Genomic DNA, 24,780 nt, shown 5'->3' on the forward strand with positions numbered 1-24,780 from the left:
GCCCGGGTCAACGCACTCTAGAACCGGAAGAGCCAGATAAGGGCGGCAGTTTCCGATTATCTGTTTTCCCACGGAACTTGTAAGGGCAGGAAATCCCTGGGAGTTACCGGAACTGCAGCACTTGACGGAATTCGGGAGGTGAAGTGCGTATGACTGAACCATCAGATGTAACCGAGCGAATATCTGAATTGAAAAAGGACTGCTGGAACAGCTTCGCCTTGCGGTCAATATTCTCCGTTGCGGTCGCCTTCGGGATGATGCTGTTGGCGTGGGGGCAGGACAATCGCTTCCTAGTGTTCGCCGTCGGCTTGCTTCTTTTTCTGGGATTGTCGGCTTGGGCAGTTTTGGAGAGGTTCCACCAGAGCCGTAAGAAACTGCTCGAGTCTGAAGGGCTGGCCTGAACTTCCAAACAGCAATGTGGCGGGAGCGTTCTGCCCCCCGGCGGGAAGGCTGCGAAATTTGTATCAGCGGCATTGGGGGCCGTGACAGCAGATTTCATTTCTAATCACGGCAGATGTAAGAACGGTAAGTCCCTGCGCATTACGGGAACGCCTGGTGGTGACGCTATTAAGGAGGTGAAGTGCGTATGAGCAAGTTCACCCAATTGTCTGATGCCGTTTCTGACTTAAAACGAAAGTGTTGGGAAAAGTTCGCACTGTTGGGGTTGGCCTCACTTGGTATTGCGATTGCCATGACAGTTTTGCTAGGGGGCCATAATAACCGTTTTTTGGTATTTGGCCTGTGGTTGCTGTTTCCTCTGTCCATGTCAGCCTGGAACGCTATCGACACTTATTACCGCGGCCGTAAGAAACTGCTCGAATCTGAAGGGCTGGCCTGAATTGCCAAACAACAATGCGGCGGGAGCGTTCTGCTCCCGCCGCATTGTTTAATGCCCAACCGCAGCTACAACTCCAACCGCAGCAGCCGCTCAGCTGACTTCGCGTTCGATCCTGTTGATGAGCGTGTCCAGGGCGACGATGTTGCGTCCGCCTTCGGGGATGATGAGGTCCGCACTGCGCTTCGACGGGTCCACGTAGAGTTCGTGCATCGGCTTGACCGTTTTGAGGTACTGCTCTTCGACCGAAGCCAGTGACCGGCCGCGTTCCACCACGTCGCGCTGAATACGGCGCAGGATCCGCACGTCGGCGTCCGTGTCGACGAACAGTTTGAGGTCCAGCTGCTCGGTCAGCTCCGGCAGTGCAAACAGCAGAATCCCCTCGATAACCAAAACGGGGGAGGGCTCCACCCGGATGGTCTCGGCGGCGCGGTTGTGTTCCGCGAAGTTGTACACGGGGCAGTCAATCGCGTGCCCCGCGCGCAGCTGCCGCAGGTGCTCGGCCATGAGCTCGACATCGAAGGCTTCGGGTGCGTCGTAGTTCGTCACCACCCGTTCGTCCCACGTCAGGTGTGACTGGTCCTTGTAGTAGTTGTCCATGAAGACAACCGAGGACTGCCCGGAAAACCGGTCAAGCAGCGCTCGCGTCAGCGTTGTTTTGCCGCTGCCGGTGCCGCCGGCAACACCGACCGTGAAACAGGACATCGGGCCTCCTCGAAATCGTTCCCGTACAGAATAGTCGAGCAGCCGCTGCCGAGGTGCCGCTCGGCTTATGCGTGCATGCTCTTCTGGTCGTAGCTGGACAGGAACTCTTCAAGCCGGTCGAGGGCTTCTGCGAGGTCGGTGACGCTGGGCAGGGTGACCAGGCGGAAGTGGTCGGTGTCTTCCCAGTTGAAGGCGGTGCCGTGGCTGACGAGGATCTTCTGTTCGCGCAGCAGATCCAGCGCGAACTGTTCGTCGTCGACAATGCCGAAGCGGTCCTTGTCCAAACGGGGGAACAGGTACAGGGCACCCTGGGCGGGAACGCAGTCCACGCCGTCGATTTCGTTGAGCCTGCGTGTGGCCAGTTCCATCTGCGCACCCAGGCGGCCCTGCGGCAGCACGAGGTCGTCAATTGACTGACGTCCGCCAAGGGAGGCCTGAATCGCGTACTGGGCGGGCACATTGGCGCACATGCGCATATCGGCCAGCAGTTTGATCCCGGCAATGTAGTCCTGGGCTTTCCAGTCCGGCCCGGTGATCGCCAGCCAGCCGGAACGGTAGCCGGCCACCCGGTAGGCCTTTGACAGTCCGGAGAACGTCAGACACAGCACGTCTTCGCCGGTCAGGGAGGCCATGTTGATCATTTCGGCATCGCCGTAGGTGATCTTTTCGTAGATCTCATCGGCAAAGATCAGCAGGTCGTTCTTTTCGGCCAGCTGAACGATCTTCGTAAGCGTTTCACGCGAATACACTGCACCGGTGGGATTGTTCGGGTTGATGACCACAATGCCCTTGGTGCGCGGGGTGATCTTCGCTTCGAGATCCTCAAGGTCAGGGTTCCAGCCGTCTTCTTCAAGGCACCGGTAGTGCACCGGGGTGCCGCCGGACAGGGCGACCGAGGCGGTCCACAGCGGATAGTCGGGGCTGGGCACCAGGATTTCGTCACCGGGATTGCACAGCGCCTGCAGCGACAGCGTGATGAGCTCAGAAACGCCGTTGCCCAAGAACACCTCGTCAGAATCAAGGTTCTCGATCCCGCGGGTTTCGTAGTACTGCACAACCGCGCGGCGAGCCGACGGCAGACCCCTGGAATCTGAATAGCCCTGCGCTTCCGGCAGGTGCTTGATCATGTCGACCAGCACCGCATCGGGCGCTTCAAAGCCGAACGGAGCCGGATTGCCGATGTTGAGCTTGAGGATCTTGTGCCCCGCCGCCTCCATTTTCTGGGCTTCCGACAGGACGGGACCGCGCAGGTCATAGAGCACGTCTTTGAGCTTGTCCGACTGCTTGAACATGGCTGCCTTTCTGCTGCCTTTCTGCTGTGTGCGTCACACCACACACTAGGCCACCGGATTTCGCTGACGACACAGCCGTCGAGGTGCCGCCCGCCTCCCGCCTGATCTTCAAGGACGAGACAGGCGGCACCGAAAGGGCGAGCGAGCAATAATAGAGGCGCTATGCCGTCGACAGACATGTACATCTACATCCTCGACTTGGTGGGCGTTCTCGCATTCGCCCTGTCGGGGAACCTTCTGGCGTCGCGAAAGAACATCGACCTGACCGGCGGAATCGTGCTGGGCATGCTGACCGCAACCGGCGGGGGAATCGCCCGCGACCTCATCCTGGCCACCAGGCCGGCGGCCTTCAAAGATCCCGTCTACCTGCTCATCCCGATTGCCGCCGGCATCATCGTCTACCTGATCGGTCCGCGCGTTGTGCAGGCTGAGCGCGGAATCGTGTTCTTCGACGCGATCGGCCTGGGCGTGTTCGTCGTCATCGGCACCACAAAAGCCCTGCACTACGGCATGCCGGTGCTGTCGGCCGTTCTGCTGGGACTCATGACCGGTGTGGGCGGCGGAATGCTGCGCGATGTCTTCGCCAACCGCGTCCCCGTCGTGTTCCAAAGCTCCGACCTCTACGTCATCCCCGCCGTCGTCGGTGCGGCAGTCACCGCCGGGCTCCACCAGGCTGATCTCATCACCTGGTGGTCCGAGGTCGGCGTCATCGCAATGGTGACCATCTTTCGCCTGCTTGCGCTGCGCTTCGGCTGGCGAGCACCCTCATCCATGCGCAGCTGGTCCATCCGGCCCATCACCCGCCGCACCCTGAGCAGAGAAGAGGAACAGGAATGACGCCTCCCGTTGGCTGGTGGTCGCAGACCGCGGCGAACCTCGGCATCGAACTGTGGCGAATCCCGTTCATCATCGGTGCGGCAATCGGCATCTACTTCATCCTGGCGCTGCTCGTGCGGCTCTACGGGGCGCGCTCGCTGTCATCGCTGTACATGACCGACACGATCGCAGTCATCATGCTCGGCTCGGTTGCCGGCCGTGTCATCCTCGGCAATAAGCCCACACTGGCCACCGGTGTGATCGCGCTGGTGTGCATCCTTACGCTCGCCTCGTTCATGCGGTTCATCAACCGCAGATTCGGAGCGCAGTCGCGCACCGCCCCGCATCCCATCGTCGTCATGGCCAACGGCGAAGTTCTGGAAGACCAGCTCAAGAGAGCCCACCTGGCCCGCGTTGACCTCTATGCCGCGCTGCGCCAAAACGGGGTCTTTCAGCCGGAAAAGGTGCGCGGCGTCATCTTCGAACAGACCGGCCAGTTCACCGTCATCAAAACGGACGAGCAGGTCGACCCGGAGCTGCTCCGAGGTGTGTCTGGGGCCGAGGAGATCCTGGGGCACAAACCGGGGGATCTCACCGAATAGCATCGGCGGGGTCTCTCAGGTTTCGTGAACCCGGCTGTGCGAAGCTGGGCCTAACACACTTCGAGGGAAGGAACATCTATGTCCACCATGAGCAGGCGCGATGTCTTCAAGAGCGCCGGTGTCATCGGAACTGTCGCAGCCACGGGAACCGTTCTGGCGGCCTGCTCCAGCCAGGACCTCGGTGAAATCGAAGTCAACGTTGCTGACGTTCCGGAAGGCTCCGGCATCATCAAGGACAACTTCGTCGTTGTGCAGCCCGAGAAGGGACAGTTCAAAGCGTTCTCCGCCGTGTGCCCCCACCAGGGCTGCCTGGTCAACCAGGTGGACGAAGAAAAGATCGTGTGCCCCTGCCACACATCGCACTTCTCTTCCAAGGACGGCTCGTTCATTTCCGGTGCCGCCCAGAAACCGCTTGACGAAGCTCAGCTGACCCAGGACGGCGACACGCTGCATGTCTCCGGAAAGTGACGCTTCGAGCCCGGAAGAAACCCGCGGCTCACAGAAAGTTCGCGCATCCGCGGCGAAAGAAAACGAGTTCACCCACTACGGGCGCGTAGCCACGTGGATGATCGCCCGGGGACTGTGGTCGGTCATCTTCGGAATCGTCGTGGTGTTCTGGCCGCGCGTGCAGATCGACAGCCCCTTCAACACTGCCGTCGGAGTGCGCACAGCAGCGCTGCTCATCTTGGCCTACATCGTCGTGCAGGCCCTCATGCTGCTGGGCCAGGCGGCGAAAACCCCAGCCCTGCGCACCCAGCTTCTGGGCCAAGCAGTTGTTGTTCTGCCGGCAGCCGGCTTCCTGCTGTTTGCGTCTGAAGCCGGCGCAGTGCGAGCGGCGATCATGGTGTGGGCGCTGCTGCACGGACTGCTCGAAGCGTGGATCTACCTGCGCGTGAAACACCAGCGGATGTCCACCGACTTCGCAATCGCCGCCGCCGTCCACCTGCTTCTGGCCATCGCCATGATCGCCGGATCGAACATGAAGGCACTGTCGGAAATGGGCCTTACCGGAGCGGCTGCAACGATCATCGGCGTGGTCTATGCGGTCGGCGGCTTTACGCGCAACAATAGGAAAAACACCGGCGCAATCAGCGAGGATGGGGAATGAGCAACCACGCGCACATCGGTACCAGCTCAGCCGACGCCCACGGCATCGGCGTACAGACCGCTCTGCGGAAACTCGACCCGGAGCTCTTCCGGATCATCCAGCAGCTGGCCCGCGCGGAACAGCTCCTCGTCGCCACTGACTACGACGGCACCATCGCCCCCATCGTCGATTCACCCGCCCACGCCTACCCGAAAGAAGAATCGGTACAGGCCATGCGGGCCCTTGCAGAACTCGACAACACCACCTCGGCAGTGATTTCCGGGCGGTCCCTGCGGGACCTCGCCGCCATGTCGCGGCTTCCACGCGAAGTCCACCTGGTCGGCTCTCACGGCGGGGAAACCGACACGGACTTCGAAGAATCGCTCAGCCGGTCAGAACAGCACGCGCTGTCCACCCTGCGGCACGGTCTGGCCTCGGTCCAGGCGGCCATGCCTGCGCTCAACATCGAACCCAAACCCTCCGGTGCTGCCATCCACCTGCGCGGGCTCGAAGGAGCTCAGCGCCGCCAGGCAGAAGAAGCCGTGGCACGGCTCGAAGCGCTGTCGGGTGTGCGTTCGGTGCGCGGCAAAGAAGTCGTTGACCTCACAGTGGTCGACTCCACCAAGGGCGACGCCCTGAACAAACTGCGCCGCCGCCTGGATCAGCCGACCGTGCTGTACATCGGCGACGACGCATCAGACGAACCGGCTTTCGCTTCACTCGGCGAAGACGACCTGGGGCTGAAAGTCACAGAGGTCGCAGCCGAAAACCGACACGGCGAAAACGGGAACGGTGTGGAAACCGCCGCTCGGTTCCTGCTGAGCGGACCTGACGAGGTGGCACTCGTCTTGTCCTCGGTTGTTGCGCTGCGCCGCGCGTGGCTGTTCGGCAAAGAAGCCGTGCCGATTGAGCGCTACACCCTGCTGTCCAACGGGACAACCACCGCGCTGGTCGACCCGACCGCACAGATTTCCTGGCTGCCGCACCCTCTGCCGCATTCGGACTCCCTGTTCTCGGAAATCCTCGGCAGCGACGACGCCGGCTACTTCTCCGTGGTGCCGGCCCGCGAACCCAATGCACTGCCCATTTCCCAGCGCTACCGCGACGCCACGCACATCCTCGAAACCCGCTGGCAGCAGGTTTCCGTTACGGACTACCTGGCACCCGTGGCCGACGGCGACCCAGCCGGATCCGCCGTTCTGGTGCGCGCCCTCAAAGGCGAAGGGGAAGCGCTCATCCGCTTTGCACCTCGGCCCGATTACGGCGCCTACCCCGTACGTCTGAAGCTCACCGACCGCGGTGTGCGGGTGCGCGGTGTGGCAGAATCCGTTGAGCTGGTTGCACCCGACGTGCAGTTCAAAGTCATCCAGGACGGCGAATCCGAAACCGCGATTGCCCGCGTCAAACTAAAAGAGGACGCACCGGTTGTGCTCGCGCTCATCCTCGGCGGAGCTGAAAACACTGCGGCTGCGGTCCTTGAAGACGAAGCCGCCGTTCGCACATCAGTGAAAGAAGAATCGCGCGAATGGGTCGAAGCGCTTAGCCTGCCCACCAAGGCGCGCGATCGGGTTGGGCGCTCCGCCCTGACTTTGCGCGGGCTGTGCCACGCACCCACCGGGGGCATCCTGGCAGCTGCGACCACCTCGCTGCCCGAAGGCATCGGCGGTGTGCGCAACTGGGACTACCGCTACACGTGGCTGCGCGATGGTGCGCTCACCGCCTCGGCGCTTGTTGATCTTGGCTCTGCGGCTGAGGCCCGCGGTTTCCTGCAGTGGCTTGACGCCATCATCGCGCAGGCCGCCGAACAGGGCATGACAGTTGAAGAACTCCGCCCGCTGTACGCGGTCGACGGTTCGCAGCTGGTCACAGAAGCCGTTCTCGAACACCTGCCCGGCTACGCCGGTTCCAGGCCCGTGCGCGTGGGCAACGCCGCTGAACACCAGGTCCAGCTGGATGTGTTCGGTCCGGTTGCTGACCTCATCGTGAGCCTCGCCCGCTTTGACGGGACACTGTCGGATTCGCATTGGAAGCTGCTGGAAGACCTCGTGCAGGCGGTCGCCAACCGCTGGCACCAGGCCGACCACGGCATCTGGGAAGCCCGCCGGGCACCGAAGCACAACGTGTACACGAAGGTCATGTGCTGGCAGACGGTCGACAGGGCGCTCAAAGCGGCCGAAGAGTTCGGCCGTCCCGCAGGTGCTGACTGGGAACAGCTGCGCGAGGACATCAAGAACGACGTCTGCTCCAAGGGCTTCAACTCCAAGGTCGGCGCGTTCACGGTTGCCTACGGCGAAGACGATCTCGACGCCGCGTGTCTGTTCGTCGGACTGTCCGGCATGCTGCCGGCTGATGATGAGCGCTTCCGCGCAACCGTCGACGCCGTTGAGCGCAGCCTGCGCGAAGGACCCACCGTGTTCCGCTACCGCTACGACGACGGCCTGCCGGGCCTTGAGGGTGGTTTCCACATCTGCACGTCGTGGCTGATCGAATCGCTGCAGATGGTCGGCCGGACCGCTGATGCGCGCAACCTGTTCAACCGCATGGAAGCACTAATCGGCCCCACCGGCATGCTGCCAGAGGAATACGACCCCGTTGCCGAACGGCACCTGGGCAACACACCGCAGGCCTACAGCCACATCGGACACATCAAGGCGGCAATCGCCCTGAGCGAGTGAGACTGGAGCCCGCACGCGCTCAGTGCAGGCGTGCCCCGCGGGGCGCCCGCGTCAGCCGGCTAGCGCGTCTTTGCCCCATTTGAGGTCGGTCTTTGCGCCGCCTGCCTGTCCGGTGCCGAACCCCAGGTCCATGCCCAGCAGCTTCGCCTGCCCCTGAGCGATCACGAGGCCCAGTCCCATGCCGCCGCCCCCGCCGCTGGAGAAGCGCGTGGGGCCGATGGTCAGGATGTCGGTGGGGTAGCCGGGACCGTGGTCTTCTACGCGCACGGCCGTGTCTGTTGCGGTGACCGTGATCGGATCGGCGCCGTGCCTGATGGAGTTGATGACCAGGTTGGTGACGATCCGCTCAAAGCGCCGCTGATCAGTGTTGATGGTCACGTCTGCCAGTGCGAAGTCGGAGTTGATGACGTGGTCGCCCACCGCGCCGGATGACCGCAGATTGCTGATGAGCGCGTGCAGTGTGGTTGCAACGTGCATGGGCTGGACGATGACGCGTGCGGCTCCGCCCTCCAGCCGGGAGACCTCCAGGAGGTCCTCGACGAGCTCTTGCATTCGGCGGGCTCGCTCCTTGACCAGTTCCGCTGCTCGGGAGTCTTCTTCCAGCAGGCCGGCGGCGGTGATGAGGCCGGTGAGCGGCGTGCGCAGTTCGTGCGCCAAGTCAGCTGTGAACCGCTGTTCGGTGTCGATGCGCTCTGACAGCCGGGCCACAGCGGAATCGACGGCATCGGCGAAGTCGGCGACTTCGTCGTGGCCGCTGGTGATGACATCGCCGATCTTCACCGAGGTGTCGCCGGCGGCAATCTGCCTGGCCACTTCGGCCCCGCGTGTCAGTCGGCCGGAAATCGTCCCGATTGTGAGCGCTCCGAAGCCGCCGACGAGCAGCGCTCCGATGACTGACGCGATGATGATGGTCGTGTTGGACTTCTTGCGCATCTGTTCGTATTCGACCGCCGAATGGTAGGTCGACAGCACCTCGGTTTCCCCACCGACGGTGATCGGCATGGCCGCCCACATGACGGGTTCACCGGTTTCGGGCAGCGTCCCCTTCACGGTGGCGGTCCGTCCCTGTTGGGCGGATTCGCGTGCGGCTTCGGGGGCTTCCGGGCTGTTGATGCGGGCGTCCAGCAGCAGTTGGCCCGTTTCGCGGTAGACGCTGTGTGCCTGTTCGAGCTTCCATTGGGCTTGTCTGCGCAACAGAGCATCGTCAGTGTTGCTCGACGTATTGCGCACAACCGCCCCGAGCATGAGCGCTGTGAGCACCACGCCCGCGAACAGAACGAGGACGAGTTTCAGCCGCAGTGACACGGCTCAGCCTGCAAAGCGGTAGCCGAAACCGCGGACGGTTTCGATCATGCGGGCACCGATCTTCTTGCGCAGCCGCTGAATGTGGACATCGACAACACGCGAATCGCCAGCCCATTCGCCGCCCCACACGGTCATCGCGATCTTTTCGCGTGAGTAGACGTGTTTCGGGTCTTCTGTCAGCAGCAGAAGAATTCGCAGCTCGGTGGGGGTCAGGTGGACTTCTTTTCCGTCGACCGTGACCGTCAGGCGGCTGTTGTCGAGTTCGAGGGAACCCAGCTTGGTCGTCGTGGAGCGCGCATCGGGGCCTACAGTTGGGCTCGAGGCACCTCCCGAGGTGGTGCTCGACGGATCTTGCAGTCCCGGGGTGGGGCCCAGGACTTCCGGGATCGCGCTGGCGCCCAGGATGGGCGCTGTGTCGTTGCGGCCGCCCTCCCACTGCTGGGCGGTCGCTGTGTTTGTGCCGCCAGTGGGAGCTGTGTGCGGGCTGGGGGATCCAACGGGGTCCTGTCCGACGGGGGCGGAGCCGAAGCCCATCGCCCCGGTGCCCGCGGTGACGAAACGGCGCACGATAGTGCGGATGCGGGCGTTGAGAACCTGCATGTCGAACGGTTTCGTCAGGTAGTCATCCGCCCCGGCTTCGAGCGCCTGGACGATGTCGATTGGGTCAGACCGCGCAGAGATCACAATGATCGGCACGGTCGACTTTTCGCGGATGGCACGAGTGATGGACGCGCCGTTCATGGTGGGCAGCATGAGGTCGAGCAGAACGGCGTCAGCGCCGTGTTCGGCCACGTATTCGTAGCCGTCGCGGCCGTCGGCGAATGTCGTGACCGTGTAGCCGAAGCGCTCCAGAGCCAACTGTGTGGTTTCGCGGATCACTTCGTCGTCTTCGACCAAGACAATATGCATGCCCACCCCTTTCCGATGGGTATTCTACTGAGTTCTAGTCGACAGACCACCCTCGGACCACTGTGTCGATCGGCTGAGCTTCTTTGCTGACCGGGCGGGGGTCCAGACGGCCGTGGGCAGAAAAACGAGGTGCCGGTCGCGGTTGGGTGACGCCGTCGACTTCCGTGTAAGTGCCCCGGGCTTTCAGCTGGGGGTCGTCCAGTGCCTGTTCCATGGACCACACGGGGGCAACGCAGGCGTCGGTGGGGTCGAAGATCTCAGTCCAGTGCGCCAGCGGGTGCTGTGCGATGGCATCGGCGATGAGCTGGTGGACTTCCGCGAACTTCCGCGGGTCGAAGCGGCCCTTTTGGGTCCATTCGGGCAGGCCCAGGTGTTCGCGCAGCTCTTCGAAGAACTGCGGTTCCAGCGGTGCCACGGCAAGGTATTCGCCGTCGGAGGTTCGGTAGTAGGAGTACGAGGGCTGCGATCCGTCGAGGAAGTTCCGGCCGCGAGCGTCCTGCCACATGCCCGTGTCTTTCAGGGCCCACAGCATGGTGGCCAGTGTTGCTGTGCCGTCGACGATAGCGGCATCGATCACTTGGCCGCGGCCAGTGGAGCTGCGCTCAAACAGGGCGGCGAGGATGCCGGTGACCAGGAACATGGACCCACCCCCGAAGTCGCCAACAAGGTTCAGCGGCGGGACGGGGCCGCTGTCAGCGCTGCCGATGAGCGAGGCCATGCCGGTGCGCGCAATGTAGCCCATGTCGTGACCCGCACGGTCTGCCAGCGGGCCGTCCTGCCCCCAGCCGGTCATACGGCCGTACACCAGGCCGGGATTGCGTTCGAGAAGCACATCCGGCCCCAGGCCAAGGCGCTCCATGACACCGGGGCGGAAGCCCTCAATGAGCACATCGGCCCGATCGAGCAGTTCGAGCACACCTTCGACAGCCGCAGGGTCTTTCAGATCAGCTTCGACAATTCGGCGGCCGCGCGCCGTGACGTCAGATTTCTTAGCGTTGCCCGGCCTGTCGATTCGCACAACATCAGCGCCGAGGTCAGCCAGGATCATCGCGGCGTGCGGACCCGGGCCCAGTCCTGTGAACTCAACGACCTTCAGTCCGGCCAGCGGCCCGGCTGTGCTTGTGTGCTGGCTTGTTTCCGTGTTGCCGCCGGCTGTGCTGTGCTGAGTCATGGTGTCCCTTCTGTGACTGCTTTGTCATCTGGGTCACATATTAGACAGGGGCACTGACACGGCCGAACGGTGCTTGCCATTCGGACGCGCGTACACTGGACGGCATGGCAAAAGACACGTCGGTTTCGCAGAATTCGGGTTCGTCCAAGGCTGTGTCTTATAAGGACACGTACACCTTCGGCATCATCACGGGCCTTATTGTGTTCGTGCTGACAATGATCTTCACCCGCGGCTGGCAGTCGTTTGAGCGCTTCGGCCTGGTGCTTCTCTACACCGTGATCACGGCGATCGTGGTCACCGGACTGGCGGCACTCATGAACTACATCGTGTCGAAGGACAAGACCGTTCACGACCCCGATTCGCCCGTGATGGACTGATTTGAATAAGAAAAAGAACGAGGCGCCTGCCCCGTTCTTTTTCTTCCCCGGGTTTCGCTTCACTCACCTGGGGTGAGTGAATCGAAACCCGGCAGTGCGGATTAATCCTTGGTGCAACCGGCTATTTGAACCGAAGCAACCGCAGGCTGTTGAGCACAACAAACACTGAACTGAACGCCATGGCGGCCCCTGCGATCATGGGGTCGAGTTTGCCCGATACCGCGATGGGCACAGCCAGCACGTTGTAGATGAATGCCCAAAACAGGTTCTGCTTAATGCTGCGAACAGTGCGGTGGGATAGGCGAATAGCCTGTGGAATCTGCTGTGGGTCCGAACGCATGAGTGTAATGTCCGAAGCCGCAATCGCAACATCGGTTCCCGTGCCCATCGCTACGCCCAGATCCGCTCCGGCCAGGGCAGCGGCGTCATTGACTCCGTCGCCGACCATCGCAACACTGCGGCCTTCAGCCTGGAGGGCCTGAACGTGCGCGTACTTGTCCTCCGGCTTCACACCCGCGTGAACTTCGTCAATGCCGATGGCGTCAGCCACTGCCTGTGCGGACACCGGGTTGTCACCAGTGAGCAGAACAGCGCGCAGACCGAGTTCGTGCAGTTCGTCAATGGCAGGCTTGGCGGAGTTCTTAATCGTGTCGGCCACCCAGGCCCGACCCCGGAATTCACCATCAACCGCAACAGCAACCTCAGTCGCAGCCGGGTGGTCATCAACCTCCGGGACAGAAACACCCTGGTCAGCCAGAAGCGCCGAGCTTCCAACGAGAACCTTGTGCCCATCAACTGTGGCAGTGATCCCGCCACCTGAGATGTTGGCAAAATCGGTGACTTCACGACTAACGGAAACAGGCGAATCTGAGCCAGCCTCCGCCTCGTCAATGTGGGAAGCGGCCTGAACAACAGCGCGAGAGATCGGGTGCTCGCTGGCACCCTCGGCAGCGGCGGCGAGCGCCAGATCGTCAGGTGTCAGATCGTGCGAAACCACCCGCATGCGGCCCTCGGTGACGGTGCCGGTCTTGTCCAGCACGACGGTGTCGAGCGTGCGGGCTGCTTCCATGGCCTCGGGCCCGGAGACCAGAATGCCCAGCTGCGAACCGCGGCCGGACGACACCGCGAGCGCGGTCGGTGTGGCCAGCCCCAGCGCGCACGGGCAGGCGATGACGACGACCGTGATCGCGGCGTGCAGACCGTAAATCCAGTCGCCGCCGAAAATGCCCCACCCCAGCAGGGTGAGCACGGCGATGCCCAAAATCGTGGGCACGAAAACTGCGGAAATCGAATCGGCAATGCGCTGCGCGGCAGGTTTGCCGGTTTGGGCGCGGGCGACTAGGCGGGACATCTCGGCAAGAGTGGTGTCCGAACCGACGCGATCGGCCCGCACCGTCAAAGTGCCCGAGGTGTTCATGGTTGCGCCCGTGACCTTCGAATCCTCGGTGACCTCGACGGGTGCGGATTCGCCTGTCAGCATGGATTCATCAACGGCTGAAGTACCGCCGACAACTGTGCCGTCAGCGGCAATTGTTTCACCGGGGCGGACGCGGAAAACATCGCCCACACGCAACTGATCAGCGGCGATAGTGCGCTCAGTGACCTGGCCGTCAGCGTCGGTTTCAACCAGCAGCGCCTCTTTTGAGCCCAGGTTGATGAGTTCACGCAGCGCCTTCGTGGCATTCGACTTGGCGCGGTGCTCCAGCACGCGCCCGGCCAGCAGGAACACTGTGACGGCGACGGCGGCCTCGAACCACACGTGCGCATTGTGCGGCAGAACCCAATTTCCGGCCGCCGCCTGCGCGAAAACAGTCCACAGCGAATACAGGGTCGCGGTGATGACACCCACTGAAATCAGGGTGTCCATTGTGGAGGAAAAACCGCGTGCGGCCTTGAACGCCGCCTCGTGGAACGGCCACGCACCCCACGTCACAACCGGCAGCGACAGCGCAAGAATCAGCCAGTGCCATCCCGGGAAATGCCACGACATGACCATCGAAATGGCGATGACCGGAGCCCCGAGGATTGCGCTGACAATCAGGCGGGTACGGAAGCGAGAGGCGAGATCCGGTTCGTCTGCTGGGTCCTCAAAGGACTGCACCGACGCCCCGTAGCCGGTCTTTTCGACCACTGCGATGAGGTCCTCGTCGGTGACATCTGAGCTGACCTCGACGTGAGCCGAGTTCAGAGGCAGGTTGACCACCGCCTCGACCCCGTCAAGCCGGTTGAGCTTCTTCTGCACCCGTGACGAGCATGACGCGCACGTCATGCCGGTAATGGCAAGGTCGACTTCCCGGACTTGTGTTGCCGAGGTGGAGCTTCCGACCGGGTCTGGGTGTTCGGCTGGGGTGGGAGTCATTTGACGATGGTGTAGCCGGCTTCGTCGATTGCGTCGTTGAGGTCGGCTTCGGCCAGCGGTGTGGCCGATTCGATGGTGACCGGCGAGATTCCGCCTTCGACGAGTTCCACCTTGACGGACTGCACGCCGTCGATTGCGCCGACTTCGTCCTTGACTGCATTGACGCAGTGGTTGCAGGTGAGGCCGGAAACGTTGATGGTCGTCGTAGCCATGAGCCCTCCTAAAATTCAGGCGATGCCGTGCGCGGCTTCGCCGTGGCATTGAGTTTCGGGTGCCCACCGAGTTGGCGTGTGTCGCCGGTTTGGTGGGTCTACCGGGGCAACGACGACACCCGCCAGAATATTCCATGGGGGCTGTGGTGGGCTGTGGGCGTTGTGTGAGGGCGGTAAGTTCGGTAAAATACGGCTTATCAAGACCGGTTCCGCTGCTCTTCGTAGCAGTCCAGGGCCGGTCCTCATTTTTCTTCGGACCTCCGAGGGGCTTAACGTGTCGCAGCCGGCGAAAAACTTCAAGTCTCATGACCAACAGATCGGAATCAGCAGCCCCTCTGGAAACACTGACCCAGGCCAAACGCTGGTAGGTTTTTGTTCAGCACCGCCCGAAGCATCCGCTGGAGGTCACCGTCTATGAATCTGGACCCGACTGCTCTGCTGCTTGGCATTGGCATGCTTCTCGGCGGGGGCCTCGGCTGGACCTTCTACATGAAGGCCATACGAAAAAAGCCTGAAACCGAAGAGTGGTACGACTCGGCTGATGGTTGGGAGAGCGGCGTCACGGACCGCGATGCCTCCCTGTATTTGGTTCCCTTCGGTTCACTGTTCTTCTTTCTTTTCGGGTTCCTAATGCTGCTGTCCTGCTTCACTATCCCAGACTCGGTCAAACCGGTGCTTTTCTGTGTGTACGCAGTGGCTGCCGCCCTTCCGGTTATCGGCATGATCGGAATTATGGGAATCCCGCTGCCGTGGCCTATTGTGCCGCGCTGGGTCGTCGACATCCGCAAGAAGAAGCGCGCCCGAGCCCGCGAGCGCCGAGCAGCCAAGAGGGCGGCGAAGAGGGCAGAAAAGAACAAGTAGGGCGGCCGAGGTGGAACCGACTTGGCCGGGGCATCCTCCTCAGAGGACATCCCGGCCAAGCCAGCTCCAAATCTGTCAGCTCCAGTGAGTCTGTGAGCGTTTGCGCATGAGTGCCCGGTATTCCTCTGTTGTCTTCGGGTAGAGCTCACCGGTGCCCCAGTCGAGCACAACTCCGTAGCGGCGGATGACATCGTGGACGCTCAGATCGCCCTTGCTGTAGCGCTCTGCCACAGACGAAGCGTCTTCTTCCAACCAGCCATCGCGCTGCGAGCGGATTTCTTCGCGCTTAGCTTCGGTTGCATCGAAGTCGATTTCATACTTGTCGAGTTCAGGGTCGATCGGCGTGATGACAACGCCGTAGTCGAGTTCGGCTCGCTCAAGTGAAACATATTCGTCGATAACATCCTCGAGCACGTCCTCCGGCTTGCGCTTCAGCGGGTCACCAAAGCCGCCGCCGCCAGCAGACGGACGGGTGAACGTGTCGCCGGGACCAACCGGAACATTCGAGAACGTGGCACCCAGGTAGCGGCTGTCCTCAGTGTCAGGGTTGAGCCACACGCCGTGCGGAATCGACGGCAGGCCACCGTTGATTCCCCACGTGACAGACCGTCCGCGGTCACAGCAGTAGCTCATAACAGTGCGTGCAGCATCGGTGAGCATACCGCCCTTCGAAATACCGCATCCGCCGCGGAATTGTCCCGGTCCACCGGAGTCGGTGGCGATGGCGTGCTCGGTTGTGAGAACCGGGCTCAAACGCTCCTGACCTTCGATCGGCTGCACGGCAAGACCCGTGCCGAAAACCGGTGCGGTGGCAGACGAACCGTCCTTTGTGGAGCGCCCACCCCAGCCGCCGGCCATCCAGTCGTACCACATGAAGTACTGGTCATCGTCGGTTCGCGCATCATGGCCGCCGACCAGCAGATACTCCAGGTTGAACGCGCATGCCATGGCACGGTCCGGCATGACCTGAGACCACAGTTCGAAGCAGGCGTTCATGACCTTTTCATACGGACCGGAGCAGAAGCCGGTCACAGCGTGCGGCCAGCCGGCATTGATCACAGTGCCCTCTTCGCCGATCTCGGCGGTCACCGCCTCATAGAAGCCGGAGTTGAGCGGCACCTCGGGGAAGAAGGACTTGGTTCCCGCATAGATGGCCGAGAACGTGGTGCCGTAGCCGGAGTTGAGGAACGTCGACACGGCAGGTGCGCCCGAAACGTCATAATGAATGCCGTCGTCATCAAGCGTGAGCTTCACCGTGATCGGCACCATGCCCTCGCCGTGGGCCGGGTCGAAGTCAAGGTAGTCAGTCGTCTCCCACGTGCCCTGCGGCAGCTGCTTGAGGTTCTCCAGAACTGTGCGGCACACGTAGTCCTGGGTTTCCTGCATGGCAGCCTTCACCGTGTCGAAGCCGTACTTGTCGACCAGGCGAATCACTTCGCGGGCACACACGTCGGTTGCTTTCGACTGGGCACGCAGGTCGCCGAGTGCGCTTTCGGGATCACGGGTGTTCGACACCAGAAGCTGCGCAACATCGTGAAGGAACTCGCCCTTGCGCCATACGCGCACAGGCGTGATGCGCAGGCCTTCACTGAAGTGCTCGGTTGCATTGACGTCGAACGAACCGGGCACATTGCCGCCGATGTCCGCCCAGTGGCCCTTGTTCTGTGCGTAGCCGATGATCTTGCCCTCTGCGAAGATCGGGCGGATGAAGCTCACGTCATTGAAGTGCGTGCCGCCCCGATAGGGGTCGTTGACGGCAAAGACATCGCCTTCGTTGATGTCATCGCCGAACTGTTCGAGCACCGCCTTGCACTGGAAGTGCAGCGTCCCGACGTGCACGGCGATGTCGCCGCTTCCCTGCATGACCGTGTTGCCTTCGGCATCGCACAGAGCAGAGCTGAAGTCGCGCGAATAGATGACGAAGGAATAGCAGGTTCGAAGAATCTGCTCGCTCATGAGGTCAACGCTCGTTGCAAAAGCGTTCTTCAGAACCTCAAAGGTGACTGGATCGAGTTCGTGCTGTGCGGTGGTCACTTTTCAACTCCATTGTCCAAAGTGATGCGGATGTTGTGCCATTCGTCGATTTCAGCCGTGCAGTACGGCGGAACGACCGTGGTGCTGTCCAGCTGATCGATGATGGCTGGACCTTCGATCACCATGCCCCAACCGAGTTCATCGCGGTTGTAGATGGGAGTGTCGGTCCATTCGCCGTTCCAGCGCACCTGACGGGTGGAAACCGGTTCGGCAGTCGAGGTGGTCTTCTCCTTTTCGGGAACAAAGCTCGGCTTGGGTGTGCGTCCAATGGCCTTGACGTGGATCTGGTAGATCTCAACCGGTTTGTCGTCCTGACGGAACGAATAGCGGCGCTCGTGTTCTTCGTGGAAGGTTTGGATGGCCTCAGCCAGGCCGCCTTCCTGCGTGATCGGCACCTGCAGCGAACGCCACTGGCCGTGATAGCGCATCGAAATGCCGCGCTGGATTGTCGAGTCTTCGGCAGCGACACCCTCAGCGCGCAGTCGCTCCCACGCCTCGTCTTCCAAACGACCGTAGGCGGCGGACAGTTCGTCGGTGTCTGCGTTCTTGGCGTCAGCGTCGAACATCTCCGACAGGTCGTGCTGGATGTCGACCAGCAGGCAGCCCATAGCCGAGTGCACGCCCGGGTTCGGGGGAACAATGACGGCGGGGATGCCGAGTTCACGAGCAACATCAGCACCGTGGAGTGCACCCGCACCGCCGAAGGCGACAAGCGCGAATTCACGCGGATCGAGCCCGCGGCGGATGGACACCAGGCGCACAGCATCAGCCATGTTGGCGTTGGCAACCTGGAGGATCGCCTCGGCGGCATCGTCCGTATCCATGCTCAGCGGCTTCGCGATGTCACGCTCGATGACGGTCTTCGAGCGGCTCTTGTCGAGTGACATAGCGCCATCGGCAAGGTCGGTTCCCAGCCGGCCCAGCAGCAGGTTGGCGTCCGTGTTCGTCGGGGCATCACCGCCGAGGCTGTAGCAGGCCGGACCGGGGTCAGCACCGGCCGACTGGGGTCCGTTGCGCAGGGAGCCGGCGATGTCGATGTGAGCCAGGGATCCACCTCCGGCGCCGATGGTGAGTACCTCGATGCTGGGGAACACGATGGGGTGGCCGAACTCGACTTCCCACCTGTGGGTGGTGCGCAGGTTGCCGCGGTCGACCAGAGAAATATCGGTCGAGGTGCCGCCCATGTCGAGCCCGACCGCGTTTTCGTAACCGCACTGCAGGGCGACGTGCTGGGCTGCGATGGCGCCCGCAGCAATGCCAGATGCGGCAAGGCGCACCGGCAGCTTCTTCACCAGCGGGGGAGTCATGGATCCGCCGCCGGAGTGCAGCAGCAGGAGGTCACCGTCGTAGCCGCCGTCAGTGAGCTTTTCGTCAAGCTGTTCGACGTAGTCCGACACGAGCGGGCCCAGCAGCGCATTGGCCGTGGCGGTGGTGAAGCGGTCGTGCTCGAAGATTTCCGGCAGCACTTCCGCCGAGTTCGTCACCGCGACGTCGGGAAGTTCACGACGGAGGATTTCGACCATCCGATTTTCGTTTTCCGCATTCGCGTACGAATTGATGAAGCACACCGCAACGGTCTTCACACCGCGACGACGCAGCAGGCCGGCGAGTTCGACCGCTTCGTCTTCATCCAGGGGTGTGACAACACGGCCGGAGTAATCGATCCGCTCGGTGACTTCGAAGCGGTCGCGGCGGCGAATGTACGGCGGGGACACGTCCTTGTAGGCGTCCCACAGGTCGTCCTTTGTGCCGTCGCGGATCTCAATGACATCCCGGAAGCCCTTCGTGGTGACAAGCGCGGCCTCGGGGAACCGCCGGGTGATGAGCGCGTTGGTTGCCACGGTCGTGCCGTGGGAGAAAAGCTCAACGTCTTCGAGGTTGATCTCACCGCGCTTCACGCCGTTGAGAATGGCCTCCATGGGGTTTGAGGGAGTCGACGGGACTTTTGTCACGCGCATCGACTTGGTTTTTTCGTCAAAAATACAGACGTCGGTAAAGGTTCCTCCGACATCGACAGCGACACGAAGTGGTTTCACGAATACTCCTTTGTTTCATGATGTGCCTCCCAGTGTGGTTCGGAGCACACCGTGGTTCAATGGTGAAAACGAAGTCTTCCCCGGCCGTTTTTGTAGATTCTCCAAAGACGTCGAAAGGGGAGGTGCCATGGACGCTGAAGAAAGGCTTGCCGCTGTTGAGGCCCTGCTGCGGGCCATGGGTTCGCCCGATCCTCTGGGCGCTGTAGTTCGCCAGCTCAATGCCTATGTCGACGGCGGGGCAATCATCTTCGACCATTCGGGCAATCCCGTCCGTGCGGCCGGGAGGGCACCCGTTCACCTGCTCGCGGCGTCCCTGGAGAACGGCATTGCCGAGGGGCAGCTGCAGTTGGGGCGGTGGCGTGCTTTGGTGCGCGCTGTGACGATTCGCGGCAGCCGCTACTGTGCGGTTCTCGTTGGGTCGGACGAAGGTTTTATGCAGGATGACGGCCTGTGGTTGCTTGAGCGTCTTGAGGCAGTGTTGGCAAGTCTTGACGGTGTTGCCGCGTTTGCTGCCTATGAGCGTGTGCGCTGGTCCGAGCAGATTCTCCGCCAGCTGGAATCGGGTGTTCTGACAGCGCGCGTGCCGTATTACTGGGACAGTCTGGAGCGGTTGGGGTTCACGGTCTACTCTCCCGTGGTCTACGTGCGCGGCACGGTGAATGTCGAACCGGCCTCGCTTGTCGAAGAAACCGAGAAGTTGGCCGCCGACGGGGGAATCGCGCTGATCCATCAGTCAATCAGCGGGGATGAGCGCTCCACCTTTCGCATGCTCATCAGCGCTGACCTGAACATTGTGGACGCTCTCCGTGAGATCGAGGGTGTGGAATCGGCAGGGGTTTCCGAGGTGTTCGACGACCTGGGCACGGTTCCGGATCATGCGGCCGCGGCAATCCGCGCTGAGCGGATGGCGATCAACCGGGGGCGAAAAGTGCAGACCGTTGTTGAGCTTCGACCTTTGGAGTGGCTGCTGGCACAGCGTCCTTCGCGTTTGGACTATTCGCAGTTCGACCGGTTTGCGGCCGTCATTGCCGACAAACAGGACCTGGTCTCCACGGTGTGCGCCTATATTCAGCATGACCAGAGCGTGGATAAGTGCGCAGAAGCGCTGTCCATTCACCCGAACACCGTGCGGTATCGCCTAAGCCAGATCGAGCAGGCCCACGGTGAGTCGATGAAGAACGTCGACTTTCTGGCGAGCCTCTTCATTGCGCACCTGTGGCGGGAGGGCGCCGCGCTCTGATTTTTCTGGCTAGGTGGCCCTCGCCGAACGCTGGTAGGTTTTTGTTCAGCACCGTCCTAAGCATCTGCCGGAGGCCACCGTTTATGAGTCTGGATACCACCGATCTGCTGCTTGGCATCGGCTCGGTGCTCGGCGGGGGTCTTGGCTGGACCTTCTACATGCAAGCCATACGAAAACACCCTGAAACCGAAAAGTGGTACGACTCGGCTAATGGGGCGGAGAGCGGTGTCACGGACCGTGATGCTTCCCTGTATTTGGTTCCCTATGGTTCGCTGTTCTTCGGTGTTGTCGGGATGATGATGCTGCTGGGAGGCATGAGCATCCCTGAGCCGCTCGACACGATCATTTCTGTTCCGCTTATAGCGGGTTTCGTCATTGCGATCATCGGCATGACCGGCATCCTGGGAATCCCGCTGCCATGGCCTTTTGTGCCTCGCTGGGTTGTCGACATCCGCAAGAAGAAGCGCGCCCGCGCCCGCCAGCGCCGAGAAGCCAAGAGGGCAAAAAAGAACAGGTAAACCGGGCCGGCAACCCCAGCCCGGCAGACCCGTCCCTACAGAACTGCCCGCCCCACCTCGTCAGCCAGACGAATGAGCTTTTCCGGCAGTTCCAGGTGCCCCGACCCGTCGCTGTTCTCCACAACGAACGGCCGCACCTCGAGCACGTCACGATTGCCCGCAAGCACCTCGCAAACATCAGCGTGCCCGTACAGTTCGACAAAAGTGCACAGCTGAGGGGGCATCAGCTGCAGCTCACCGGCGGCACTCTTGCGCACAGCGTCTTCAGGCGTGATCCACCCGTCGACAGTCGACTCAGCCGACACCCCAAGAACCTCCTGCCCAACAGGGCAAGCGGCCAAGAAGAACCACGTATGGAAGCGGCGCGGCTCAACCTCGGGGGTCACCCACACGCTCCACGGGGTGAGCCAATCAGTGCGCAGAACCAAGCCGTGCTTGCGCAGCAGATCAGCAAAGGACATTTCTCGGGCATCAACCGCCTCCCGGTCAGCCCGCCACTCATCAGTGTTCAGCGTCGTCAGCTCACTGCCATCAACCGCCGTGGCCAGCAGATAACCGGACTCTTCGAAAGTCTCCCGCGCCGCCGCAACCAGCAGGCCCCGCGCTTCATCCGCACTGACACCCAGCCGCTGCGCCCATTCCTCAGGCGAGGGCCCATGCCACGCATCAATTTCTGCACTGTCAGCAGCGTCGACCTTCCCACCAGGGAAAACAGGCCGGCCTCCGAACACCATCGACGACTGGCGCTTCTGCAGGTACGCCTCCGGTCCGCGCTCGCCATCTCGCAACAAGATCACGGTGGCCGACGGTCGGGGAGTGTCCGGCTCAACGCCGCTCATACGCTCTTTGATCTTCGCCAGCGACTCTGCTGAGAAGTGAATTCTGGGATCCATGCCCTCACTGTATGGCCCCACCACCAGGCGTGCCACCAGCAGGCCCGCACGTTTGTGGATCATTCGGTCAGCCAGCACATTGCGGGAAACCCCATTTCAGGCGGAAACCCCATCGGGTTGCCGCCTGAAGTTCCGTATGAACGGGACCGGGAAGGCGCCTCGTTAATTAACTGCGAGAGTGGCACGAACCGCCAGGTGGTCGGAAGCGAAGTCGTTCGCGCGGTGGTGGGGGATGTGCGCGACGGTACCGGAGGTTTCGATCAGACCGGTGTCGGATATGTCAGCGTCGGCGGTCTGGCCGATGTGGACACAGTCTTCGACGGGAAACCCCAGGGTGTAGACGAAGTCGATGCGATCGCGCGGTTCGTCTTCCAACGTGTGGATCTGCGACCACGTGAGCCCAGGTGCCGCCACCGGATCGGGGTGGATAGCCCTGAAAGCATCGGTGTAGTCCGCTGCTTCCATACGGGAAGTCGCAGGCCAGGCAGCCTGTGGGCGTGTCACGCCATTCCAGTCCAGTGGCGAAGGCACATTGAAATCACCGCTGATGATGACCGGAATGCTGTCAGCCGAATCTGCCGTGAGACGCTCGGTTTCGTGTAGGACCGCGGCAATCTGCTGGTCGCGGAGCTGCTCACCTGCCTGGCCGAAAACCTGATCTGCGTGGTGCTCGAGATCCTGGGCGCGGTACGGCCCATAGTCAGAATGCTCCAGGTGAACCGACCACACCATCACGGGACCGCTCGGCAGTTTCACGAATGCAGCAGTCGCAAACGGTGCGGTTTCAGTGGCTAGGAGCTGGGTGGGGTAGCGGCTGAGGATCGCGGTATCCGAACCTTGCTGCGCAAGGCCGTAGCCAAGTTCATCCGCAAGCACAGTTGGCGCAATGTGCACGGACTCCTGTAAGCAGACAATGTCAGCGGCCTGCTCACGCAGAAAGTTCATCTGCTTGGTTTGGCCATCCGCCATCATCAGACCGCCAAACCACAGGTTCCAGCTGAGCACAGAAATGCTCTCGACTGGGTTGGCGGGATCTGCCGCGGCGCGGGTTGCTTGGGAGGACATGCTCGTCACGTGACCGGCGTTCGTTTTCTTGACAAGGTCGGCTGTGCTCATGAGGTTTAACTCCTGGTGTTGGCGGCCAGTCGTGCGACATTGCCAGCAGGCGTCGCACTGACGTGGCGTAGGGATGTTAGACGGTAATCGCACACGAGTGCGGCATTGTGGTCTGCATTGACTCCGACAACAGTTGTTCCTGCAGCCCGTGCTGCTTGTGTCCCCACTCGGGAGTCTTCAAAAGCAGCACAGTCTTTAGGCGCAACCCCGATCAAGGCGGCTGCGCGCACGTACAAATCGGGGGCAGGCTTGCCTTCTGCAACATCTTCGACGGTGCACACACTGTGCAGAAGGTGGTCCAAATCGGCAGAGCGCAACATAGCCATGACATCTGTCCGGCGCCCGTTGCTGGCCACTGCCACCGGGATGATGCTTGACAGCTGCTTCAGCAGGTCAGCTGCTCCCGGCATGACCGGTACACCGGATGACAAGCGTGCGGAGTAGTCAGCATCGAGCTCATCGGTGATCTCAATGCGAAGAGCGTTGCGGAGTGTGGGCGAAGGCGTTCTTGAGCGTAGAGCGCTGAAGCGCGGGTGCTGTGCAGCCTGCAGCTGATCCACCAGGATACGAGCGGCAGTCGTGGCGTCAACGCCGATCAGCTGGTTGATATCCGGGAACTCCAGAGCGTGCTCAGCCAGCCAATCCGAAATCATGTCAAGCCACACGGATTCAGAATCAAACAGCAGACCATCACAGTCGAAAACAGCTCCCTCCGCAAGGAATTTAACTGGGCGGTCAGGGGTGGTGAGAGTGATTTCGGCCCTCACGCAGCGCTGCCTTCCGCAGTGAATGCGGGTTCCCCACTGAGCCGCCACCGAACGCGTGCCCCGGCTGGCAGACCCTGGGCTTCAGCCAGGAACGCAGACGAAACAAGCTCAATTCCTTCCGTCTCCCGAGTGTTTCCAGCCGCGCGAATGGTGGTGCGCTCACCGGTGTAAGAATGACCGGTAACGGTGAATGCGCCATGGGGATCCGCTTCGAGCTTGAGATCTTCTGGACGAATAAACGTCTTGCACCCACCGATTTCCAGTTCGGTAGCGGTCCCAACAAACCGCGCCACAAACTCAGTAGCGGGCTTTTGGTAAATAACCTGTGGAACATCCAGCTGTTCCACAATGCCTTTGTTCAGCACAGCAACTCGGTCGGCAATCGCTAGGGCTTCACCCTGGTCGTGGGTAACAAACAGCGTGGTGATCCCCAATTCCCGCTGCAAGCGCTGGATCTCATCACGGATCTGGGTGCGCACCGCAGCATCAAGAGCCGACAGCGGTTCATCCAGCAGCAGCACAGAAGGCTGAACGGCCAGAGCTCGGGCAAGTGCGACTCGCTGCTGCTGACCACCGGACAGCTGATGCGGGAAACGCTCACCAAACGGGCCAAGGCCGCACATTTCCAACAACTCCTGTGCGCGGCGACGGCGCTCGCCCCGGCCAACGCGACGAATACGCAGACCGTATTCGACATTGTCTAGAACACTGAGATTCGGAAAAAGGCTGTAGGCCTGGAACACCATGCCGATTCCACGCTTGTTCGCAGGAACCGCGGTGACGTCCTTACCGTCAATGAGGATCCGGCCGGATGTCGGCCGCTCGAAACCAGCAAGCACACGCAAAGCCGTGGTCTTTCCACAGCCCGATGGCCCAAGGACAGTCACGAGCTCCCCAGGGGCAAGCGACAAATTGAGGTTGTTCAGAACCGTCTGCGTTCCAAAGGATTTTGAAACGCTGTCGAACACAA

24 protein-coding genes are annotated in these 24,780 nt (G+C 61.8%); 11 read left to right on the forward strand and 13 right to left on the reverse strand.

Annotated features, from left to right (window positions below; translation table 11 throughout):
• The first annotated feature begins 149 nt into the window (after positions 1 to 149).
• Together HMPREF3172_RS04770 and HMPREF3172_RS04775 are read left to right on the forward strand one after the other, a co-directional pair.
• A complete protein-coding gene (locus HMPREF3172_RS04770) occupies positions 150 to 401 on the forward strand; it encodes a hypothetical protein (protein ID WP_062022920.1) in 252 nt (83 codons plus the stop codon).
• 185 nt (positions 402 to 586) lie between these two features.
• Entirely contained in the window at positions 587 to 838 is a 252-nt protein-coding gene (locus HMPREF3172_RS04775) for a hypothetical protein (protein WP_141741577.1), read from the forward strand.
• A 90-nt stretch (positions 839 to 928) separates the two neighbouring features.
• Here HMPREF3172_RS04775 and udk read toward each other — a convergent pair whose 3' ends face one another.
• Together udk and HMPREF3172_RS04785 are read right to left on the reverse strand one after the other, a co-directional pair.
• Positions 929 to 1,540 (reverse strand): uridine kinase, encoded by a 612-nt coding sequence (gene udk / locus HMPREF3172_RS04780; protein ID WP_019174259.1) that lies wholly within the window; start codon positions 1,538 to 1,540, stop codon positions 929 to 931.
• A gap of 65 nt (positions 1,541 to 1,605) precedes the next feature.
• Positions 1,606 to 2,832: a pyridoxal phosphate-dependent aminotransferase gene (locus tag HMPREF3172_RS04785; RefSeq protein WP_070515839.1), complete on the reverse strand. Its 1,227-nt coding sequence runs from the start codon at positions 2,830 to 2,832 to the stop codon at positions 1,606 to 1,608.
• A 162-nt stretch (positions 2,833 to 2,994) separates the two neighbouring features.
• Here HMPREF3172_RS04785 and HMPREF3172_RS04790 point away from each other — a divergent pair, with 162 nt between their 5' ends.
• The 5 genes from HMPREF3172_RS04790 to otsB all read left to right on the forward strand — a co-directional run bounded on the left by HMPREF3172_RS04790 (position 2,995) and on the right by otsB (position 8,012).
• On the forward strand, positions 2,995 to 3,669 hold the full coding sequence (locus HMPREF3172_RS04790) for a trimeric intracellular cation channel family protein (protein WP_070515840.1): 675 nt from the start codon (positions 2,995 to 2,997) through the stop codon (positions 3,667 to 3,669).
• Positions 3,666 to 4,250, forward strand: a complete 585-nt coding sequence (locus tag HMPREF3172_RS04795; protein WP_070515842.1) for a DUF421 domain-containing protein — start codon at positions 3,666 to 3,668, stop codon at positions 4,248 to 4,250. The genes HMPREF3172_RS04790 and HMPREF3172_RS04795 overlap by 4 nt, the downstream gene beginning before the upstream one ends.
• A 78-nt stretch (positions 4,251 to 4,328) precedes the next feature.
• Entirely contained in the window at positions 4,329 to 4,718 is a 390-nt protein-coding gene (locus HMPREF3172_RS04800; protein WP_061944645.1) for a QcrA and Rieske domain-containing protein, read from the forward strand.
• A complete protein-coding gene (locus tag HMPREF3172_RS04805; RefSeq protein ID WP_070424134.1) occupies positions 4,702 to 5,358 on the forward strand; it encodes a hypothetical protein in 657 nt (218 codons plus the stop codon). The genes HMPREF3172_RS04800 and HMPREF3172_RS04805 overlap by 17 nt, the downstream gene beginning before the upstream one ends.
• Complete coding sequence (otsB, locus tag HMPREF3172_RS04810; RefSeq protein ID WP_083281417.1) at positions 5,355 to 8,012, forward strand: trehalose-phosphatase; 2,658 nt, start codon at positions 5,355 to 5,357, stop codon at positions 8,010 to 8,012. Before HMPREF3172_RS04805 ends, otsB begins: the two co-directional genes overlap by 4 nt.
• A 51-nt stretch (positions 8,013 to 8,063) precedes the next feature.
• On the opposite strand, the gene HMPREF3172_RS04815 is transcribed toward otsB, so the two are convergent.
• Genes HMPREF3172_RS04815 through HMPREF3172_RS04825 form a run of 3 tightly spaced genes read right to left on the reverse strand, consistent with a single transcriptional unit; the run spans position 8,064 to position 11,397 of the window.
• The gene (locus HMPREF3172_RS04815; protein ID WP_019174266.1) at positions 8,064 to 9,317 is read right to left on the reverse strand and encodes a sensor histidine kinase; all 1,254 of its coding nucleotides are present in this window, start codon (positions 9,315 to 9,317) and stop codon (positions 8,064 to 8,066) included.
• 3 nt (positions 9,318 to 9,320) lie between these two features.
• Positions 9,321 to 10,226, reverse strand: coding sequence for a response regulator transcription factor (locus HMPREF3172_RS04820; protein ID WP_070424152.1), 906 nt, complete (start codon positions 10,224 to 10,226; stop codon positions 9,321 to 9,323).
• A 34-nt stretch (positions 10,227 to 10,260) separates the two neighbouring features.
• Entirely contained in the window at positions 10,261 to 11,397 is a 1,137-nt protein-coding gene (locus HMPREF3172_RS04825; protein WP_070428755.1) for a CaiB/BaiF CoA transferase family protein, read from the reverse strand.
• A gap of 104 nt (positions 11,398 to 11,501) precedes the next feature.
• On the opposite strand from HMPREF3172_RS04825, the gene HMPREF3172_RS04830 reads away from it, so the two are divergent.
• The gene (locus HMPREF3172_RS04830) at positions 11,502 to 11,774 is read left to right on the forward strand and encodes a hypothetical protein (protein ID WP_070428756.1); all 273 of its coding nucleotides are present in this window, start codon (positions 11,502 to 11,504) and stop codon (positions 11,772 to 11,774) included.
• Positions 11,775 to 11,895: 121 nt separating this feature from the next.
• Here HMPREF3172_RS04830 and HMPREF3172_RS04835 read toward each other — a convergent pair whose 3' ends face one another.
• Positions 11,896 to 14,133 (reverse strand): heavy metal translocating P-type ATPase, encoded by a 2,238-nt coding sequence (locus tag HMPREF3172_RS04835; RefSeq protein WP_083281418.1) that lies wholly within the window; start codon positions 14,131 to 14,133, stop codon positions 11,896 to 11,898.
• Positions 14,130 to 14,345 carry a heavy-metal-associated domain-containing protein gene (locus HMPREF3172_RS04840; protein ID WP_070515844.1) on the reverse strand — a complete coding sequence of 72 codons (216 nt, stop codon included), beginning with the start codon at positions 14,343 to 14,345 and terminating at the stop codon, positions 14,130 to 14,132. Before HMPREF3172_RS04840 ends, HMPREF3172_RS04835 begins: the two co-directional genes overlap by 4 nt.
• A 414-nt stretch (positions 14,346 to 14,759) precedes the next feature.
• Between HMPREF3172_RS04840 and HMPREF3172_RS04845 the strand changes: the two genes are divergently transcribed.
• A complete protein-coding gene (locus tag HMPREF3172_RS04845; RefSeq protein ID WP_070515846.1) occupies positions 14,760 to 15,206 on the forward strand; it encodes a hypothetical protein in 447 nt (148 codons plus the stop codon).
• Between the two features lie 75 nt (positions 15,207 to 15,281).
• On the opposite strand, the gene HMPREF3172_RS04850 is transcribed toward HMPREF3172_RS04845, so the two are convergent.
• Positions 15,282 to 17,240, reverse strand: coding sequence for a hydantoinase B/oxoprolinase family protein (locus HMPREF3172_RS04850; RefSeq protein ID WP_070428759.1), 1,959 nt, complete (start codon positions 17,238 to 17,240; stop codon positions 15,282 to 15,284).
• A complete protein-coding gene (locus HMPREF3172_RS04855) occupies positions 17,237 to 19,276 on the reverse strand; it encodes a hydantoinase/oxoprolinase family protein (RefSeq protein ID WP_019174274.1) in 2,040 nt (679 codons plus the stop codon). The genes HMPREF3172_RS04850 and HMPREF3172_RS04855 overlap by 4 nt, the downstream gene beginning before the upstream one ends.
• A 34-nt stretch (positions 19,277 to 19,310) precedes the next feature.
• Between HMPREF3172_RS04855 and HMPREF3172_RS04860 the strand changes: the two genes are divergently transcribed.
• Positions 19,311 to 20,516, forward strand: coding sequence for a PucR family transcriptional regulator (locus HMPREF3172_RS04860; RefSeq protein WP_176746129.1), 1,206 nt, complete (start codon positions 19,311 to 19,313; stop codon positions 20,514 to 20,516).
• Positions 20,517 to 20,599: 83 nt separating this feature from the next.
• Entirely contained in the window at positions 20,600 to 21,034 is a 435-nt protein-coding gene (locus HMPREF3172_RS04865; protein ID WP_070428761.1) for a hypothetical protein, read from the forward strand.
• Positions 21,035 to 21,069: 35 nt separating this feature from the next.
• Here the strand turns inward: HMPREF3172_RS04865 and HMPREF3172_RS04870 are convergent, their stop codons facing one another.
• From HMPREF3172_RS04870 to HMPREF3172_RS04885, 4 genes are all read right to left on the reverse strand, one after another.
• Complete coding sequence (locus HMPREF3172_RS04870) at positions 21,070 to 21,927, reverse strand: NUDIX hydrolase (RefSeq protein WP_070516089.1); 858 nt, start codon at positions 21,925 to 21,927, stop codon at positions 21,070 to 21,072.
• A gap of 162 nt (positions 21,928 to 22,089) precedes the next feature.
• Positions 22,090 to 23,043 carry an endonuclease/exonuclease/phosphatase family protein gene (locus tag HMPREF3172_RS04875; protein ID WP_070515850.1) on the reverse strand — a complete coding sequence of 318 codons (954 nt, stop codon included), beginning with the start codon at positions 23,041 to 23,043 and terminating at the stop codon, positions 22,090 to 22,092.
• A 5-nt stretch (positions 23,044 to 23,048) separates the two neighbouring features.
• On the reverse strand, positions 23,049 to 23,810 hold the full coding sequence (locus HMPREF3172_RS04880) for an HAD family hydrolase (RefSeq protein ID WP_070515853.1): 762 nt from the start codon (positions 23,808 to 23,810) through the stop codon (positions 23,049 to 23,051).
• Positions 23,807 to 24,778 (reverse strand): ABC transporter ATP-binding protein, encoded by a 972-nt coding sequence (locus HMPREF3172_RS04885; protein ID WP_256173206.1) that lies wholly within the window; start codon positions 24,776 to 24,778, stop codon positions 23,807 to 23,809. The genes HMPREF3172_RS04880 and HMPREF3172_RS04885 overlap by 4 nt, the downstream gene beginning before the upstream one ends.
• Between the last annotated feature and the right edge of the window lie 2 nt (positions 24,779 to 24,780).

Source organism: Brevibacterium sp. HMSC08F02, assembly GCF_001807555.1.
Taxonomy (GTDB): Bacteria; Actinomycetota; Actinomycetes; order Actinomycetales; family Brevibacteriaceae; genus Brevibacterium; species Brevibacterium ravenspurgense.